The following is a 13,784-nucleotide window of genomic DNA, read 5'->3' on the forward strand; positions in this document are numbered from 1 at the left end:
ACAGCTAAACTGGAATTATTTGCAGCCGGAAGCGCACTGTTACTCGCAATAGCTGGTTAGGCACCCCCTTGGCAACAGCATTAGCGGGATTTGACCCCTCGATTGTCAAAGACTTGACCTGAAAACCGCGAAACTTTTCTTTTTGGCTAACGCGCCACATTGCGATGGGAAAAGTCAATCGATTTTAGATTTGAGATTTGAGATTTTAGATTAAAGCATTGACTTGCGCGAGATAAATTCGGGGGCTCCTTTATCGGATACAGGTTTTTTATTTATCCGTCCTGAGTCTGCGCGTTGGAATGAATCCGGTTTGGAGTTGAATCTGTAAACAAATATTGATAATTGTTATCAAAAAGCTTCAAGGTGAGGGTAGTCGGTAAAATATCCGAATAATTCTTCAGGATTATTTAATGTAAAATTTCTCATCCTCAAAATTCTGCCCATGAGGCGGTAATCTATATCCCATAAGCGATCGCCCGCCCCCAATCCCCCGATCGCGCGATCGCACAAATACCCCCACAGGGGATGGTAAATTTTTGTAAAAAATAGTTGACTAAAGGGCTGGAACTTCTCTCGTTTGGGATACATCAATGCACATACCTGATGGTTTTCTTTCACCGCCAGTAGCCGTTGCCACCGGCATAGCAAGTGCAGCAGTAATTGCAGTTGCCCTAAATCGAACCCGCGCGAGTCTTGGACTCCGACAAGCCCCAATCATGGGCTTAACCACAGCTTTCGTATTTGCAGCCCAGATGATCAACTTTCCCGTAGCCGGCGGTACCAGCGGCCACTTGTTGGGAGGGGCGCTGGCATCTGTGGTTTTGGGGAACCCTTGGGCGGCAACTTTAGCGATGAGTACAGTTTTTATAATTCAGAGCGTCTTGTTTGCCGACGGGGGCATCACCGCCCTGGGAGCCAATATTTTTAACATGGGGCTAGTTGGCATTTGGGTGGGCTGGTGGCTGTTGCAGCCATTGCAGCAACTTTTGGGAGGTTCCAGAAATCGTTTGCCCCTAGCCGCGGGCATCGCCGCTGGCCTCAGCGTCGTGGCTGCTTCGATTTGTGTGGCGATCGAACTGGCAATTTCTGGTACAGTAGGGCTCAATATCGCATTGCCAGGAATGGTAGGCGTACATATTTTAATTGGCATTGGCGAAGGGGTAATCACAGCCGGCGTTTTAACTTATCTCGTCAAAGTGCGGCCGGATTTACTGCCGGGACAACAGCCACAACTGCAGAAATGGGTAGTGCCAGTAATCGGAGTTTTATTAATTTCCGGGGTGCTTTCACTGTTCGCATCAAGTTGGCCTGACGGGTTAGAAGCGGTAGCCGAAAAATACGGCTTTAAAGATAAAGAAGCTGTGGCGATCGAAAATCCCACTCCTTTAGCAGATTACACAGTTAAAGGATTAGAAGAACAGCCTATTGGTACTAGCATTGCTGGACTTTTAGGGTCTGCCTTCAGCTTCGGCGCGGCTTTTGGGATTGCTCAGTTGGTGGTAAAACCTAAAGATGTCTAAACTCTCCATACCTTTTCGATTGCGAGTGTCTCTCACAATTGTGATTGGCATGGGTTTTCTGAAGACAGGCGCTTGGCTGTGGCTGGGAATTTATGGGGCGATCGCACTTTTTTGGTCGTTTTGGCTCCGGGCGCCGGCGCGAACCCTAGCGCAACTGTTGGGAGCAGAATTGATTTTTCTCTCCTTATTAGTGCTGCCCCAAGGTTGGGAACGAGCCAGTTTTCTGTTGCTGCGTTCCCTAATTTGCCTGCTAATTATGAACAGCTTCCTGCTAACTTTGCCACCCCACAGTTTCGGAATCGCCCTCAAAGGATTACCCCTACCAGCAGGTTTGCAAGAGATTGTACTTTTAACAGGACAATACTTAGAAATCCTGCTGTCCGAAGTCAACCGCATGAAAAGATCAGCCCAACTCCGGGGCTTGTCCGGTACCGGAGGATGGCTGCGCTACGCCAGTGCTTCCATGATCGGAGCGCTTTATTTGCGAAGTCTCGATCGGGCAGAAAGAGTACACGCAGCCATGCTAATTCGGGGATATCAAGGAGCTTTACCTGCCGACTCAAAATCAACACCAAAAGAGCGACTGTGGCTGACACTAGCAATTGTAATAGCAGCCGGATTAACAATAGCTTCTTACGGTTATTCGTAATTGGGCATTGGGCATTTAACTGGTTCCCAGGCAGAGCCTGGGAATCCATATCCAGAGGCTCTGCCTCCCTTCTTGCGGAGGAAAATTGGAGGCAGAGCCTCCCGATCTGCGTTCCCCGGCAGAGCCTGTGAGCGAGTAGAATTGGTAATTGATTAATTCATTCCTCTACCTTTTGCCTTCTCCCTTCCCCTCTCTGCGCCCTCTGCGCTCTCTGCGGTTAAACACTCTTAATCCTAAAATAGAGGAAAATAAAACTTGAGTAGACTAAAATCCGTGCCAACAATCGAAGTAGAAAATTTAGTATTTGGCTATCCCGATCAAAAGCCAGTATTGCGGGGAATTTCTTTTACTTTGCAACCGGGAGAAAGAGTTGCTCTACTCGGCCTGACAGGTGCTGGTAAAAGCACTTTGCTCGAAAACTTGATCGGATTAAAAATGCCTCAAGCGGGCGAGATTAGAGTGCAGGGAAAAAAGTTGGAAGAGGCGACTTTATCGCAAGCGCGCAGGCAGATTGGATTTTGCTTTCAAGATGCTAACGACCAGCTATTCATGCCGACTATTTTAGAGGATGTCATGTTCGGGCCGCGCAATTACGGAGTGCCGCCGGGAGTTGCGCGCGATCGAGCTTTATCACTATTAGACGAATTTGGTTTAGTAGAATTTGCCAACCGTTCGGCCCACGAACTTTCGGGAGGTCAAAGAAGATTAGCAGCCTTGGCAGCAATTTTAGCATTAGAGCCGGCAATTTTAATCTTAGACGAGCCGACCAACGGACTAGATCCCTCGTGGCGGCGTCACTTGGCGTCTGTTTTGTCCCAATTGCCGATCGAGGTAATTTTGATCGCTTCTCATAATTTGAATTGGATCGGAAAAACGACTCAAAGGGCGTTAGTTTTGGCGGATGGTGAGATTAAAATTGACAGGAAAACTAAAGAGTTGCTGGCAGATAAATCAACTCTCGAATATTACAATTTGCCGCCCGATTGGTAATAAAAAATTGGTCATTAGTCATGACCAAAAGCAGTCATAACTAACCACAAGCGATGGTAAGGATTGGGGGGCAATTACAGGCAATATATATCTGTAGTTAAAGCTCGAATTTGCGGACGGTCTCATTGTACAAATGAATAGCTAAATCGCGCAGGATTTGTTCATTTTGAAACTCACTTCCTAACTTTTGTTTTGCCATTTGAACACACAATTTCATCAACTCTGATGAAGTTTCGAGATGAAGTGCGATCGCCCTTTGCTTTTGTTCAAACCCGGCCTCGATTTCCGCCAGCCTTTTTACCGATTGACAATTCGCAAATTCCTCTGAATTTTCAGCTTTTTTTTCCTGCTTTCTCTTTTGGACTTCCTCGGAAAAACCCCCAGCAATTATCCCTGCCGGTAACGCAAAAATTCCAATTCCCAAAAAGGCTAACATGGCTCCTAACAATTTTCCTAAAGGAGTGATGGGATAAATATCGCCGTAACCAACAGTAGTTAATGTCACAACTCCCCACCACATTGCATCGGGGATGCTGCCAAAAGCTTTGGGATGTGCCTCGTATTCAACAAAATACATGATGCTAGAGGCAAATATTAACAGAATAAAAACTGCAAATGCAGTGGCAATCAACTCCTCTTTTTTAGCGTACAACACTGCTCCCAGAGTTCGGACTGACTCTGAATAACGGCTCATTTTTAGCAAGCGCAACAATCGCAGAACACGAATTAAGTTAACGAAGTTTAAACTAGGAAATAACAGCAATAAGTAAAAAGGTAAGATGGAAATTAAATCTATCAAACTTAGGGGTGTCAGAGCATATGTCAATCTTCCCCAAAGCGGGTGGCTGTATCTGCGATCGACTGTAGACACCCATAGCCTCAAAATATATTCTATTGTAAATACTAAGGAGGAAACAATTTCGATATTTGCCAAAAGCGATGTGTGTTCTGGCGACAATGTGGGCGAAGTAGAAGCAATAAAAGCTGCGACATTGATCAGGATTAAACAAGTTATGACAACATCATCGGCTAAACTGTATAAATTGCTAGAGTCTGAGGTTTCTAAAATTTCATAAATTAAAGTCGGGATTTTTTTACGCATCTGAGTTTGTCCTAAAAACTTAGCAATTAACGCTGGCGGTTGACTACAGTCTAAGCAATTAAATTCAAAAAAATCAGCAGGAGTTGCCCTAAAGCTAAAAAAATGGTTTCTTCAAAGAGGCTCTTGTTGCCAAACTCAATATTTCTCATGGAAAGTGGGTTGTTTGGGGCAACGGCGCTCTAGTAAAATTTAGAGTTAATCTGGAAAGAATTCCCAACTATTACTGGATTTGCAGGCAAAAATCATGAAGGTAGCCGTATTCAGCACCAAATCCTACGATCGCACATTTCTGGAAGCAGCGAATGTCGGCGGCAAACACGATTTAGTTTTTTTTGAACCGCGTCTGAACCTGGAAACCAGCGTTTTGGCTGCTGGATTTCCGGCTGTTTGCGCGTTCGTGAACGACTGCTTGGACGCGAAAACGCTCGGGGCGATCGCCGAAAAAGGAGTCCGCTTGCTGGCCCTGAGATCGGCCGGATTCAATCACGTCGATTTAGCAGCAGCGAGGGATTTAGATCTAACTCTGCTGCGAGTTCCTGCTTATTCTCCCTACGCAGTGGCAGAACACGCAGTCGCTTTGATTTTGTCCCTCAACCGCAGAATCCATCGGGCCTACAACCGCGTCCGCGAAGGCAATTTCGCCCTAGATGGCTTGTTGGGTTTTGACCTCCACGGCAAAACGGTGGGAATCGTCGGAACAGGCAGAATTGGCGCAATTACTGCCCAAATTCTGCGCGGATTCGGGTGTCACTTGCTGGGATACGATGTTTACCACAACCCAGATTGCCTCGCCCTAGGCATGGAATACGTCGCACTCCCGGAACTGTTCGCCGCCTCTGATATTGTCAGCCTGCACTGTCCGCTGATACCGGAAACTTACCATTTAATCGGTGCAGAGGCGATCGAGCAAATGAAACCAGGGATGATGCTGATCAATACCAGCCGCGGTCAGTTGATTGACACTAAAGCTGTCACCAAAGCACTGAAATCTGGTATAATTGGGTACCTCGGATTAGATGTTTACGAACAAGAGACGGATCTGTTTTTTGAGGATTTGTCAAATCACGTTATTCAAGACGACGTATTTCAGCGCTTGCTGACTTTTCCAAACGTCCTGATTACCGGACACCAAGCTTTTTTCACCGAGGAAGCTTTGAAAAATATCGCCGAAACCACGATCGGCAATATCACCGACTTTGAACAAGGACGCCCTTGCCCGAATCAAATCGACCTCGATCAAGTGAAAAAATGAGTCAAAAGAGCGATTTGGCAGCGAAGGCAATTGTTTAAAATCAAGTCATATCGTTATTTTTGCTTGCAATTTGTGAAACTCTGCCTTAGTCTCATCAATTAGTCCCTGCAGCGCGGATGCTGTGCTAATTGCCGGAGAATTATACTGGCAGCAATTCACAGCCTGCAATTTTACCTGACAACGGAGGAAGTATCCAATGACACAAGCTAACTTTTCGGACGACGCACAAACAGTCACTGAAATCGTCACAGTAGATCTGGTGGAGGACAAACCGGGAGTCATGACTACAGTGACAACCACAGAAACAACGGCAAGCCAGTTCCAAGATATTAAAGACCAAGTTATTACAATTTTGTCGGAACTCCCAGCCTATCTATCCAATTTTTTTGCTGACTACCAAAAGCCCCTCATAACTGTTGGTTTAATTCTGGCAGGCGGTATTAGTATTAAGGTAATGCTGGGAGTGTTAGGAGCTCTTAATGATGTCCCTTTGGTAGCTCCAGTTTTTGAGTTGATTGGCATGGGATATACGGGTTGGTTTGTTTACCGCTATCTGCTCAAGGCTTCTAATCGCCAAGAGTTGTTAACGGAAATTGATTCTTTAAAAGAACAAGTTGTAGGTAAAGATTCTTAGAGGAAGGAAGGCACAACACGGATTTTGACACGGATACACGGATGAATTTAACTGTTTTTCTTTTTGTCTCCCGCTCTCTCAGCAGGACTAAGGAAAAAAAATGATTCGATCCGCTATTGTTAGTGGTAAGGTGCGCGGCCCGGCGCACCCTACGGATACAGTGTATGCGTCCAGGACTGTCTCTATGTCTCCCGCTCTCAATTTGGATGGCAAACTTGTTGTAAAGTGGCGGTAAAGTCGGGGTAGGAAATGGCAGCAGCTTCTGCCCGGTGAATGTTAGTAATACCTGTGGCGTTGAGGGCTGCGATCGCCAAACTCATCGCTATTCTGTGGTCGGTGTAGCTGTCAACATCCGCGCCGGTCAAAGGAGTTCCCCCGGTAATTTCTAAACCGTCGGGTAACTCGGAAATTTGGGCTCCCATGCGGTTGAGTTCGGCAGCAGTCACGGCCAGCCGATCGCTCTCTTTGACTCGCAACTCGGCCGCATCTCGAATTATTGTAGTACCCGACGCAAAGATCGCCGCTACGGCCAAAATCGGGATTTCGTCAATCAGTCGGGGAATTAAGTCGCCCGCAATGGTGCATCCCCGCAATTGGCCGGAACTGCGAACCAAAATATCCGCTACCGGTTCCCCGGCCGCCTCTCGCTGATTTTGCAGTTCAATGTCGGCCCCCATCATTTCCAAAGCTTCCAAAATGCCTGTACGAGTTGGGTTGACGCCGACATTTTCGACTACGAGTTCCGAACCCGGAACGATCGCCCCAGCAACTAGCCAAAATGCCGCCGAACTAATATCCCCCGGTACAATCACATTCTGCCCTTGCAGTTGTGTCGGCCCAGTGACTGTCACGCTACAAGTTTCTGGATCGACGCTCAATTGGGCTCCAAACGCTCGCAGCATCCGCTCGCTGTGATCCCGCGACAGAGCGGGTTCTGTGACTGTAGTTTCTCCGCTTGCCATCAAACCGGCGAGCAAAATGCAAGATTTAACTTGAGCCGAGGCGATCGGAGAATGGTAGTGAATCGGTTTTAACTGCTGTCCGAGTATCCCTAAAGGAGCTAAAGAATTACTTTTTCGGCCCCAAATTTGCGCTCCCATTTGTTGCAGCGGTTTAATGACGCGCGACATGGGGCGCGATCGCAAAGAACTGTCACCCGTTACCGCAAAAAAACGCCCCGGATGAGAGGCTAAAATTCCCAACATCAGCCGCATCGTCGTGCCGGAATTACCCGCGTCCAAGACTTCTACAGGCTCCTCTAACTCGCCAATTCCAACGCCCCGGACTGTCACCCGTTCTGCATTGAGTTCCGAAACTTTGGCTCCCAGGAGCGAGAAACATTTAGCCGTGCTGCGGGGGTCTTCTCCTAGGAGTAGTCCCTCAATAGTAGTTTCACCTTGGGCGATCGCACCCAACATCAAAGCTCGGTGAGAAATCGACTTATCGCCGGGAACTCGAATCCTCCCCACCAGCGACAAGCCCGAGGCCGGTTTTTGAATGCTTAAAGTTTGGCTTTTGTCAAGAAGCGTAGTAGTTATAATGTCAGCTTGCATTGAGATAAACTAGGATTAGATGGCGTTAGCTATCCTACCTTTTTCTCAGTCCTAAGTTAGTCGTCTTTTGTACGGCCTGCGGGTTTTTTCCCAATGTGTCCGGTTAACTTAAAGGCTGATTAAACTCGCCCGGAGACTCCGCTGTCAGTTCTCGATGACACGGGAGTGCGGACGCAACGGCACGGATTTCACATTAATTTCACAAATATTATCCGTGTATCTGCTTAGATTTCATCTCCAGCTCTCAGTTATCGACCAGATGATTGAAGTTTGACTGAACAATTTTAGATTTTCGATTGCGAGTTGTAGATTTTTCATTTTTTTAAGCAAAAGCTCCGGAATTTGGAACCCAGCCAATCTAAAATCTAAAGTCTAAAATCTCAAATCTCAAACCGCCCGATCCACAACAACCCCTAAACTTTTATTTATGCTGACCCATCACCGCAAGCCAGTAAGTTTATCGCTCGTCTCCACAGATTTACCTTTGTGGTCAGTCGTTGAAACCGCTGCTACCCTTTATCAAAAAGACCGGGATCGCTTTCACTTGTTGTTACACGAACCAGCAATAATCGATCGCGAATTTTCCGACGGTTCCAACGAATCTGCCGAGCAAGTTACAATCTTACCCCCAACTACAAAACCCCGGTTGCTCTGGCTAGAAGTTTCGCCCTATCGAGTCATTATGACGATGCAAGGAAACGGTAAATACAGTTACCGCCACTGCTGGGAACGAGGAATGTACGGCCTGAGCCGTTATTGGCTTCAGGGCGAATCGCTGGCGACTCCCGAACAGTTGCGACTCCGCAACTTCACTCGCAACTTGACGCTGACAGGAAAGCCGGAACCGGATCACTTGCAGTTAGAATACGAGTTGTGGTCGGAGAAAGTGCAACTCGGTCGCTATATTTTGAATCTAGAAATTCATCACTAAATTGGGTAATTGCAAAGGGGTAGATAGTAAGTGAAGGCGACGCATTCCTCAAATTCATTCACCCCCCGTGGGTTGTTGGGGTTCGCGTGGCCATCTCAAAACTCCAAACTCTTAGCCTTTAGCGATCGCCCTTACAATAATTAATCAGTTTGCTAGTCAAAGCGTCTTGATTTGCGGCTGCTTGATTCGCCTGTTGACCGGCTCTGATAATATCTGCTTGAGCTGTTTGTATTTGCTCTCGACCTTCTATACTTGTAGAAGCGAGATTTGCAGCCTGAAGACTTTTGCTTATGTCGCCGAGTGCTTGACTAATTTCCTGGAAGGATTTAACCGATGGCTCCTGAATTTCTTTGAGGGTTGGATCTGTTATTCGCAGTTCCTCAAGTTCATTCGCTATCAGGTTCAAATTTTTAGCTAAATTGTCGGTAGTTGCAGCATCGTTGCTGTCTTTATCAACATCAATGAGAGCGTTGCCTTTGTTGACAATTTCAGTAAATTTAGTACACTGGATAGTTCGGCTATCGCTGCAACTAATCGTCAGCGTACAGCAAGCAACAACTATCAGCAAGATGGCAATCTGTTTGCGAAAAAAGTACATGAACCCTCGGTTGCAAAAAAGTAGATTCTGGGATTTTGTCGTAGAGTGCGTCACTCGATTTTCGATTTTCGATTTTCGATTTTCGATTTACTTGCGACATTGAATCAAAGGAGCTGGAACTTTGGTCTAAAATTAGGGATTGTCCACAAGGCGAGTGTACGCGGCACAGTATCCGTTTTTGGGTGTGTCAGCGGGCCGATCGATATATCGACTGTCGAAAAACTTTCGCGACATTGAGACACGCTCTACTAAGCTAAACTACGTACCTGTTTAGGAACTATGGTCAAAAACAGCAATAACCTAAAGAAGGGAAGCATTTGGGGATATCTTACCCTGCTTTTGCCTATTTCCTTGACGGCGGTTGCCAGTTTCGAGTCGGGAAGGATGTTTTGGGCGATCGCCACCACAGCGGGCATTGCTTGGGCTTACAAGCTCTACCACCAGCAACAAAAACACAAACTCGCTCATTTAGACTCGGTTTTCTATAAGTTGATCAAGGAAAATCAAGGGCGAGTTACGGCGTTGGATTTGGCGATGAATGCAAAACTCCCCGGAGAAAAGGTTCAAGAGTATCTCGACGAACGAGCCTCTGAGTTTGCAGCGGATTTTGAGGTGACGGAACAAGGCGGAATTTTGTATTATTTTCAAATAGCTCCAACTGTCAATCAAAGCGAAACAGCTAATGTGGCAATAGCTGTTCAAGAGCCTCCCACAAATCGGGAAAAAGCACAAGATAAAAAACCAAATTTATTCCCCATTGCTCAAACCAAGACTCCTCAAAAGCCCAAAATCTCTTTTACCCAGACGGAACTCTCCCGCAGGTTCAAAGTTCACGCAAGTACGATCGGCAAGTGGAAACTTAAGCCGGAGTTTGCTCAGTGGAGCCGCGAAAAAGACCCAGAGGATCTCGCCTGGGAATATTCTACAGAAAACAAGCGATTTTATCCCAAAGATTGAGTGCCTCCGGTATTTGCCAAAATATCTCTATAAACCCGGTTTATACGACGCTCTGCGGTTGGTAACGAATAATTTGGCAACAAACCTGGTTTCTGAGAATTGAGCGCGTCCTGGGCTGATTTTACTGCGATTGACCGAAAGCATCCAGGATACCCGCCACGTGATTCATTCCGAAAGCAGACTCAGAACCCAGAAATAAAAAACCTGTATCCGATGAAACTTGCCGAACGTATTTATCTCGCGCAAGTCAATGCTGCAATTCTTTAATCTAAAATCTAAAATCTAAAATCTAAAATCGATTGACCGCTCGATCTCTTTAGGTTATTTTAAGTAAAATCGTCTTTTGCTGAGTTTGCCAAGTAAAAATCGGTAAATTCGATCGTCCTATCTGTGACTTTTTTCTCCTATGTCCAAAACAACCTTGCGAGTAGTCGCCCGCCTCGCTGCCTTTCCCGACAAAGTAGCAGAACTTAAATCTCTGCTGCTGAGCATTATAGAACCCACTCGCAAAGAAAAAGGCTGCATCAAATACGAACTCCTGCAAAATCAAGCCGATCCCACAGATTTTACCTATGTTGAAGAGTGGGAAAGTGCTGATTTGCTCGAACTACATCTCGGTTCAAGTCACATTCAAGACGCCGTGCAGAAATTAGACGGTTTGGCCGTTGGGCCTCCAGATATCCGCCGCTATGAGTTGCTAGCTTAATCGGGTTTTTATAGCAATTTGATTAAGGTTTTTGAATTAGCTTCGACCCCCCTAGCCCCCCTTAGTAAGGGGGGGGACAAGAGTGAGAGTTAAAATTGTAGTAACTTCCTAAAAATTATGATACCTGCAACAATAAAACAGTTATTTATTTATCCAATTAAAGGGCTGACACCCCAAGCAATGTCGGAGTTTGCTTTAACAGCCGGGCACGGAATTAAGGGCGATCGAGCTTTTGCCTTAATGTTTGCAGATAATCTTGAAGCTGCAAAGATGCCTGCTGACAATGTGCCTTGGATGAGCAAAAAACATTTTGCCGTCCAAAACGATTGGCCTTTGTTAGCAGCTTTAGAATGTCATTATCAACCGGAAACTGCCGTTTTAACAGTCCAGCGTGAAGGAGTTGCAGTGTTATCCGCAGAAACGAACACAGCAGCGGGGCGCGATCGCATCGGCGCTTTTTTCACAGAATATTTGGCGGCAATTGAACCGACAAAAGAAGCGAGACACCCGCAGTTTGCCCCTTTGCAATTAGTCGGCGACACCAGCGGCGAAACTCGTTATCCCGATCGAGAACCCGTACACATTTCTTTACTCAGCCAAGCCACATTAGACCAATTAACAGAAATTGCTGTTCAAAACATTGACGTGGGCCGATTTCGCCCGAACATTGTGCTAGAAGGTATGGCAGCTTGGTCAGAATTTGAGTTGATCGGAAAACAGTTTCAATTAGGCACAGCGCGCATAGAAGTTACAGCACGAATCGGTCGCTGTGTCAATATAGAAGTGAATCCAGAAACAGGCGATCGGGATATTTCCCTACTCAGTTTACTGCAACAGGAATTCGGTCACGCACAAACAGGAGTTTTAGCCAAAATTATCAACAGTGGCACAGTTAAAATCGGCGATGTTTTGACTGCTGTAAAATAGTAGGACTTACGGGCGGGCAGGATGCCCAACCCCTACTCCCCACAAGAAAACTCATTCTTTGTGGAACAGGCATCTTGCCTGTTCAGGAGAATATCTTGCCTGTTCATGAGAATGGTGCAAGATGTGAGATGCACCCTACAAGTCAATAGTCTCTTAATAAAAAGCGACATTAAGATTGTGAATGCTGGCTAACTTCCTCTACAGATAAACCGAGTGCTTCTGCCACTTGCTCTGTATTCAATCCCATTGCCAACAACCGAGGGATGGCATCCCGCCGCGCTTGGGCTTCTGCACTCAAAGCCTGCTCTGCTAAGGAAGCTCGTTCTGTACCTGTCAGCAGCAAATTACCCTCGCTATCCCACCACCGCAGCCACAGCATTGTCTGGTTTTGATAACTGCCTTCCCACAGTCCTAATTCTACGCCCATTGGCGCGATCGGATAATGAGCGCGATCGTTCGGAAGCAACTGCTGGTAAAACCCATTGTTCAGGCTGTAAACCTCCAGCCTGCCACTATTGATTTCATAGATGCCATAATACGGAATCCGCATGATCCGCTCATATACCCAAAACTTCCCAGGCCTTTGCGCCGCTCCAACTTCCGAGTACGATAGTGGCGTTGTGTCCCGCTCTTCTGAACCGTCTCCCGATGCGAACTCCAAAGCAATCATCGGAGCCATGAATTCGCGCCACAGCACGTAAGAGCGACGAATCTGATTTCCTAGTGTTGGTGGCACGTTCGGCACGTAGAACCAATCAGGAGCTTCTGCTCCCTTTTCAAGTGGGTCTGTTTCTCGCCAGTAGATGCCACAGTCTTGCCCTATAGCATATTGCCCATCGGGATGAAGCCCTTGCAATACCGACCCGATAGAATCAGTCAAAATAATGCTCTGAGGATGCTCCTGAAAATTCTTCACAAAAGTGCCGTCTTCCTCTGGCAGTTGAGTGTGGTCGGGGAAGGGAGAGGGAAGGACAATCTTTTCGGTTGCCGGGGTCATGCTACCTCTCAAGTATTGCAGCTTACCTGAATATCTTAACTCATCCTGCTTCCGGCACTCTCACCTTATTACCAATCAAATTCAGAAAACTCGCTCCAAAATGTTGAATCTCCAAAAAATTAGCATAAGCAGGAGTTGACTTGTAAACTCTAAAAGTCCGCATAATTCCTAAAGTTGCCGCGCTTTCCAGCGGGCCGATAAAGCTAGTATCCCTATCCAAAAAATGAGACTGCTTAGCCCAGTGTGCCATCTGTTCCGCATTCAAAAAATAGCAGCCGGAATGAGGATTCAACGCCCGCTCAAAAGCGATTTTTTGTTCCATGATTTTTCCCGTTAACTGCCGCTGCTCCTCTACATTTTGAAACGCAGAAGTCGCTGAGTCTGCTAAATTACCATCAACATATGCTTTAAAAACCGCGCCTTTAGGCGCTATTTCATAGCGATTAGGTTGCAGCAAATTCCCATTTCCTCCGTGATGCGTAAACCACTTTAATTTACTAAAAAACCACGGATCATGCAGAACTAAATCATCTTCCAAATAACAGAAATAATCGTATTTGTTAAGACACGCTCGCAAAACTGCTTGACACTCAAACCCCAACAGCAGCGGTTCGCATTTGGTAGCATGGTGCATAAAACATCTGGGCTGCACTGGCAGTTGAGGCAACAGATGATAACCTTGAGTAGTGCAAACAACAATGTCAATTTCGTGCTGTTGAGATTGATTTGCTGGGATAGTTGCACATTCGCGAATGTCAATCATGGACTGAGATTTGCCGTACAAAGCTTGCAGCGATGTCACGCAAGCGGTTAAAGCATTTAGTCGTGGTTGCGGATCATTTCGCTGGGAAGCGTGTTTCCCGTCGCCGCTGGGATTGTAAAAGTGAGCAATAGTGAATAGAATTCGCATTGGTGTGGAGTAACAATTAGAAATTAAACAATAAAACAGAACGATCGCACAATAACCC

16 protein-coding genes are annotated in these 13,784 nt (G+C 46.4%); 9 read left to right on the forward strand and 7 right to left on the reverse strand.

Annotated elements, in window-relative coordinates; genetic code table 11:
- Positions 1-4 precede the first annotated feature (4 nt).
- On the reverse strand, positions 5-178 hold the full coding sequence (locus tag QUB10_RS04775) for a hypothetical protein (RefSeq protein ID WP_333200008.1): 174 nt from the start codon (positions 176-178) through the stop codon (positions 5-7).
- 170 nt (positions 179-348) lie between these two features.
- Positions 349-591, reverse strand: a complete 243-nt coding sequence (locus QUB10_RS04780) for a hypothetical protein (protein ID WP_333200009.1) — start codon at positions 589-591, stop codon at positions 349-351.
- Here QUB10_RS04780 and QUB10_RS04785 point away from each other — a divergent pair.
- The 3 genes from QUB10_RS04785 (at position 591) to QUB10_RS04795 (ending at position 3,159) form a co-directional block, all read left to right on the forward strand.
- Complete coding sequence (locus QUB10_RS04785) at positions 591-1,520, forward strand: energy-coupling factor ABC transporter permease (RefSeq protein ID WP_333200010.1); 930 nt, start codon at positions 591-593, stop codon at positions 1,518-1,520. The two genes, QUB10_RS04780 and QUB10_RS04785, sit on opposite strands and share 1 nt — an antisense overlap.
- On the forward strand, positions 1,513-2,169 hold the full coding sequence (locus QUB10_RS04790; protein ID WP_333200013.1) for an energy-coupling factor transporter transmembrane component T: 657 nt from the start codon (positions 1,513-1,515) through the stop codon (positions 2,167-2,169). The genes QUB10_RS04785 and QUB10_RS04790 overlap by 8 nt, the downstream gene beginning before the upstream one ends.
- Positions 2,170-2,424: 255 nt before the next feature.
- Positions 2,425-3,159 carry an ABC transporter ATP-binding protein gene (locus tag QUB10_RS04795; RefSeq protein ID WP_333153286.1) on the forward strand — a complete coding sequence of 245 codons (735 nt, stop codon included), beginning with the start codon at positions 2,425-2,427 and terminating at the stop codon, positions 3,157-3,159.
- 97 nt (positions 3,160-3,256) lie between these two features.
- Here QUB10_RS04795 and QUB10_RS04800 read toward each other — a convergent pair whose 3' ends face one another.
- Positions 3,257-4,261 carry an ion transporter gene (locus tag QUB10_RS04800; RefSeq protein WP_333200015.1) on the reverse strand — a complete coding sequence of 335 codons (1,005 nt, stop codon included), beginning with the start codon at positions 4,259-4,261 and terminating at the stop codon, positions 3,257-3,259.
- A 244-nt stretch (positions 4,262-4,505) separates the two neighbouring features.
- On the opposite strand from QUB10_RS04800, the gene QUB10_RS04805 reads away from it, so the two are divergent.
- A complete protein-coding gene (locus QUB10_RS04805; RefSeq protein WP_333200017.1) occupies positions 4,506-5,513 on the forward strand; it encodes a 2-hydroxyacid dehydrogenase in 1,008 nt (335 codons plus the stop codon).
- Between the two features lie 196 nt (positions 5,514-5,709).
- Positions 5,710-6,147: a CAAD domain-containing protein gene (locus QUB10_RS04810; RefSeq protein WP_333200019.1), complete on the forward strand. Its 438-nt coding sequence runs from the start codon at positions 5,710-5,712 to the stop codon at positions 6,145-6,147.
- A gap of 197 nt (positions 6,148-6,344) precedes the next feature.
- On the opposite strand, the gene aroA is transcribed toward QUB10_RS04810, so the two are convergent.
- A complete protein-coding gene (aroA, locus tag QUB10_RS04815; protein WP_333200020.1) occupies positions 6,345-7,700 on the reverse strand; it encodes a 3-phosphoshikimate 1-carboxyvinyltransferase in 1,356 nt (451 codons plus the stop codon).
- 427 nt (positions 7,701-8,127) lie between these two features.
- Between aroA and QUB10_RS04820 the strand changes: the two genes are divergently transcribed.
- Positions 8,128-8,631, forward strand: coding sequence for a hypothetical protein (locus QUB10_RS04820; protein WP_333200022.1), 504 nt, complete (start codon positions 8,128-8,130; stop codon positions 8,629-8,631).
- Positions 8,632-8,749: 118 nt separating this feature from the next.
- On the opposite strand, the gene QUB10_RS04825 is transcribed toward QUB10_RS04820, so the two are convergent.
- Positions 8,750-9,229 carry a hypothetical protein gene (locus QUB10_RS04825; protein WP_333200024.1) on the reverse strand — a complete coding sequence of 160 codons (480 nt, stop codon included), beginning with the start codon at positions 9,227-9,229 and terminating at the stop codon, positions 8,750-8,752.
- A gap of 279 nt (positions 9,230-9,508) precedes the next feature.
- Between QUB10_RS04825 and QUB10_RS04830 the strand changes: the two genes are divergently transcribed.
- From QUB10_RS04830 to QUB10_RS04840, 3 genes are all read left to right on the forward strand, one after another.
- Complete coding sequence (locus tag QUB10_RS04830) at positions 9,509-10,186, forward strand: hypothetical protein (protein ID WP_333200026.1); 678 nt, start codon at positions 9,509-9,511, stop codon at positions 10,184-10,186.
- Positions 10,187-10,592: 406 nt separating this feature from the next.
- Complete coding sequence (locus QUB10_RS04835; protein WP_333153279.1) at positions 10,593-10,892, forward strand: putative quinol monooxygenase; 300 nt, start codon at positions 10,593-10,595, stop codon at positions 10,890-10,892.
- 117 nt (positions 10,893-11,009) lie between these two features.
- Positions 11,010-11,819, forward strand: a complete 810-nt coding sequence (locus QUB10_RS04840; protein ID WP_333200028.1) for an MOSC domain-containing protein — start codon at positions 11,010-11,012, stop codon at positions 11,817-11,819.
- A 169-nt stretch (positions 11,820-11,988) separates the two neighbouring features.
- Here QUB10_RS04840 and QUB10_RS04845 read toward each other — a convergent pair whose 3' ends face one another.
- Together QUB10_RS04845 and QUB10_RS04850 are read right to left on the reverse strand one after the other, a co-directional pair.
- Entirely contained in the window at positions 11,989-12,816 is an 828-nt protein-coding gene (locus tag QUB10_RS04845; RefSeq protein ID WP_333200030.1) for a Uma2 family endonuclease, read from the reverse strand.
- A gap of 40 nt (positions 12,817-12,856) precedes the next feature.
- A complete protein-coding gene (locus QUB10_RS04850; protein WP_333200032.1) occupies positions 12,857-13,726 on the reverse strand; it encodes a calcium-binding protein in 870 nt (289 codons plus the stop codon).
- Between the last annotated feature and the right edge of the window lie 58 nt (positions 13,727-13,784).

It is taken from the genome of Microcoleus sp. B5-D4 (genome assembly GCF_036705145.1).
In the GTDB taxonomy this organism is placed as follows: Bacteria; Cyanobacteriota; Cyanobacteriia; order Cyanobacteriales; family Microcoleaceae; genus Microcoleus.

What these genes read in the sequence shown, in the direction of transcription:
- QUB10_RS04820 (WP_333200022.1), top strand. Translation starts at nt 8,128, where the DNA reads ATGCTGACCCATCACCGCAAGCCAGTAAGTTTATCGCTCGTCTCCACA.
- QUB10_RS04840 (WP_333200028.1), top strand. Translation starts at nt 11,010, where the DNA reads ATGATACCTGCAACAATAAAACAGTTATTTATTTATCCAATTAAAGGG.
- QUB10_RS04835 (WP_333153279.1), top strand. Translation starts at nt 10,593, where the DNA reads ATGTCCAAAACAACCTTGCGAGTAGTCGCCCGCCTCGCTGCCTTTCCC.
- QUB10_RS04785 (WP_333200010.1), top strand. Translation starts at nt 591, where the DNA reads ATGCACATACCTGATGGTTTTCTTTCACCGCCAGTAGCCGTTGCCACC.
- QUB10_RS04805 (WP_333200017.1), top strand. Translation starts at nt 4,506, where the DNA reads ATGAAGGTAGCCGTATTCAGCACCAAATCCTACGATCGCACATTTCTG.
- QUB10_RS04850 (WP_333200032.1), bottom strand. Translation starts at nt 13,726, where the DNA reads ATGCGAATTCTATTCACTATTGCTCACTTTTACAATCCCAGCGGCGAC.
- QUB10_RS04800 (WP_333200015.1), bottom strand. Translation starts at nt 4,261, where the DNA reads ATGCGTAAAAAAATCCCGACTTTAATTTATGAAATTTTAGAAACCTCA.
- QUB10_RS04825 (WP_333200024.1), bottom strand. Translation starts at nt 9,229, where the DNA reads ATGTACTTTTTTCGCAAACAGATTGCCATCTTGCTGATAGTTGTTGCT.
- QUB10_RS04790 (WP_333200013.1), top strand. Translation starts at nt 1,513, where the DNA reads ATGTCTAAACTCTCCATACCTTTTCGATTGCGAGTGTCTCTCACAATT.
- QUB10_RS04830 (WP_333200026.1), top strand. Translation starts at nt 9,509, where the DNA reads ATGGTCAAAAACAGCAATAACCTAAAGAAGGGAAGCATTTGGGGATAT.
- QUB10_RS04810 (WP_333200019.1), top strand. Translation starts at nt 5,710, where the DNA reads ATGACACAAGCTAACTTTTCGGACGACGCACAAACAGTCACTGAAATC.
- aroA (WP_333200020.1), bottom strand. Translation starts at nt 7,700, where the DNA reads ATGCAAGCTGACATTATAACTACTACGCTTCTTGACAAAAGCCAAACT.
- QUB10_RS04845 (WP_333200030.1), bottom strand. Translation starts at nt 12,816, where the DNA reads ATGACCCCGGCAACCGAAAAGATTGTCCTTCCCTCTCCCTTCCCCGAC.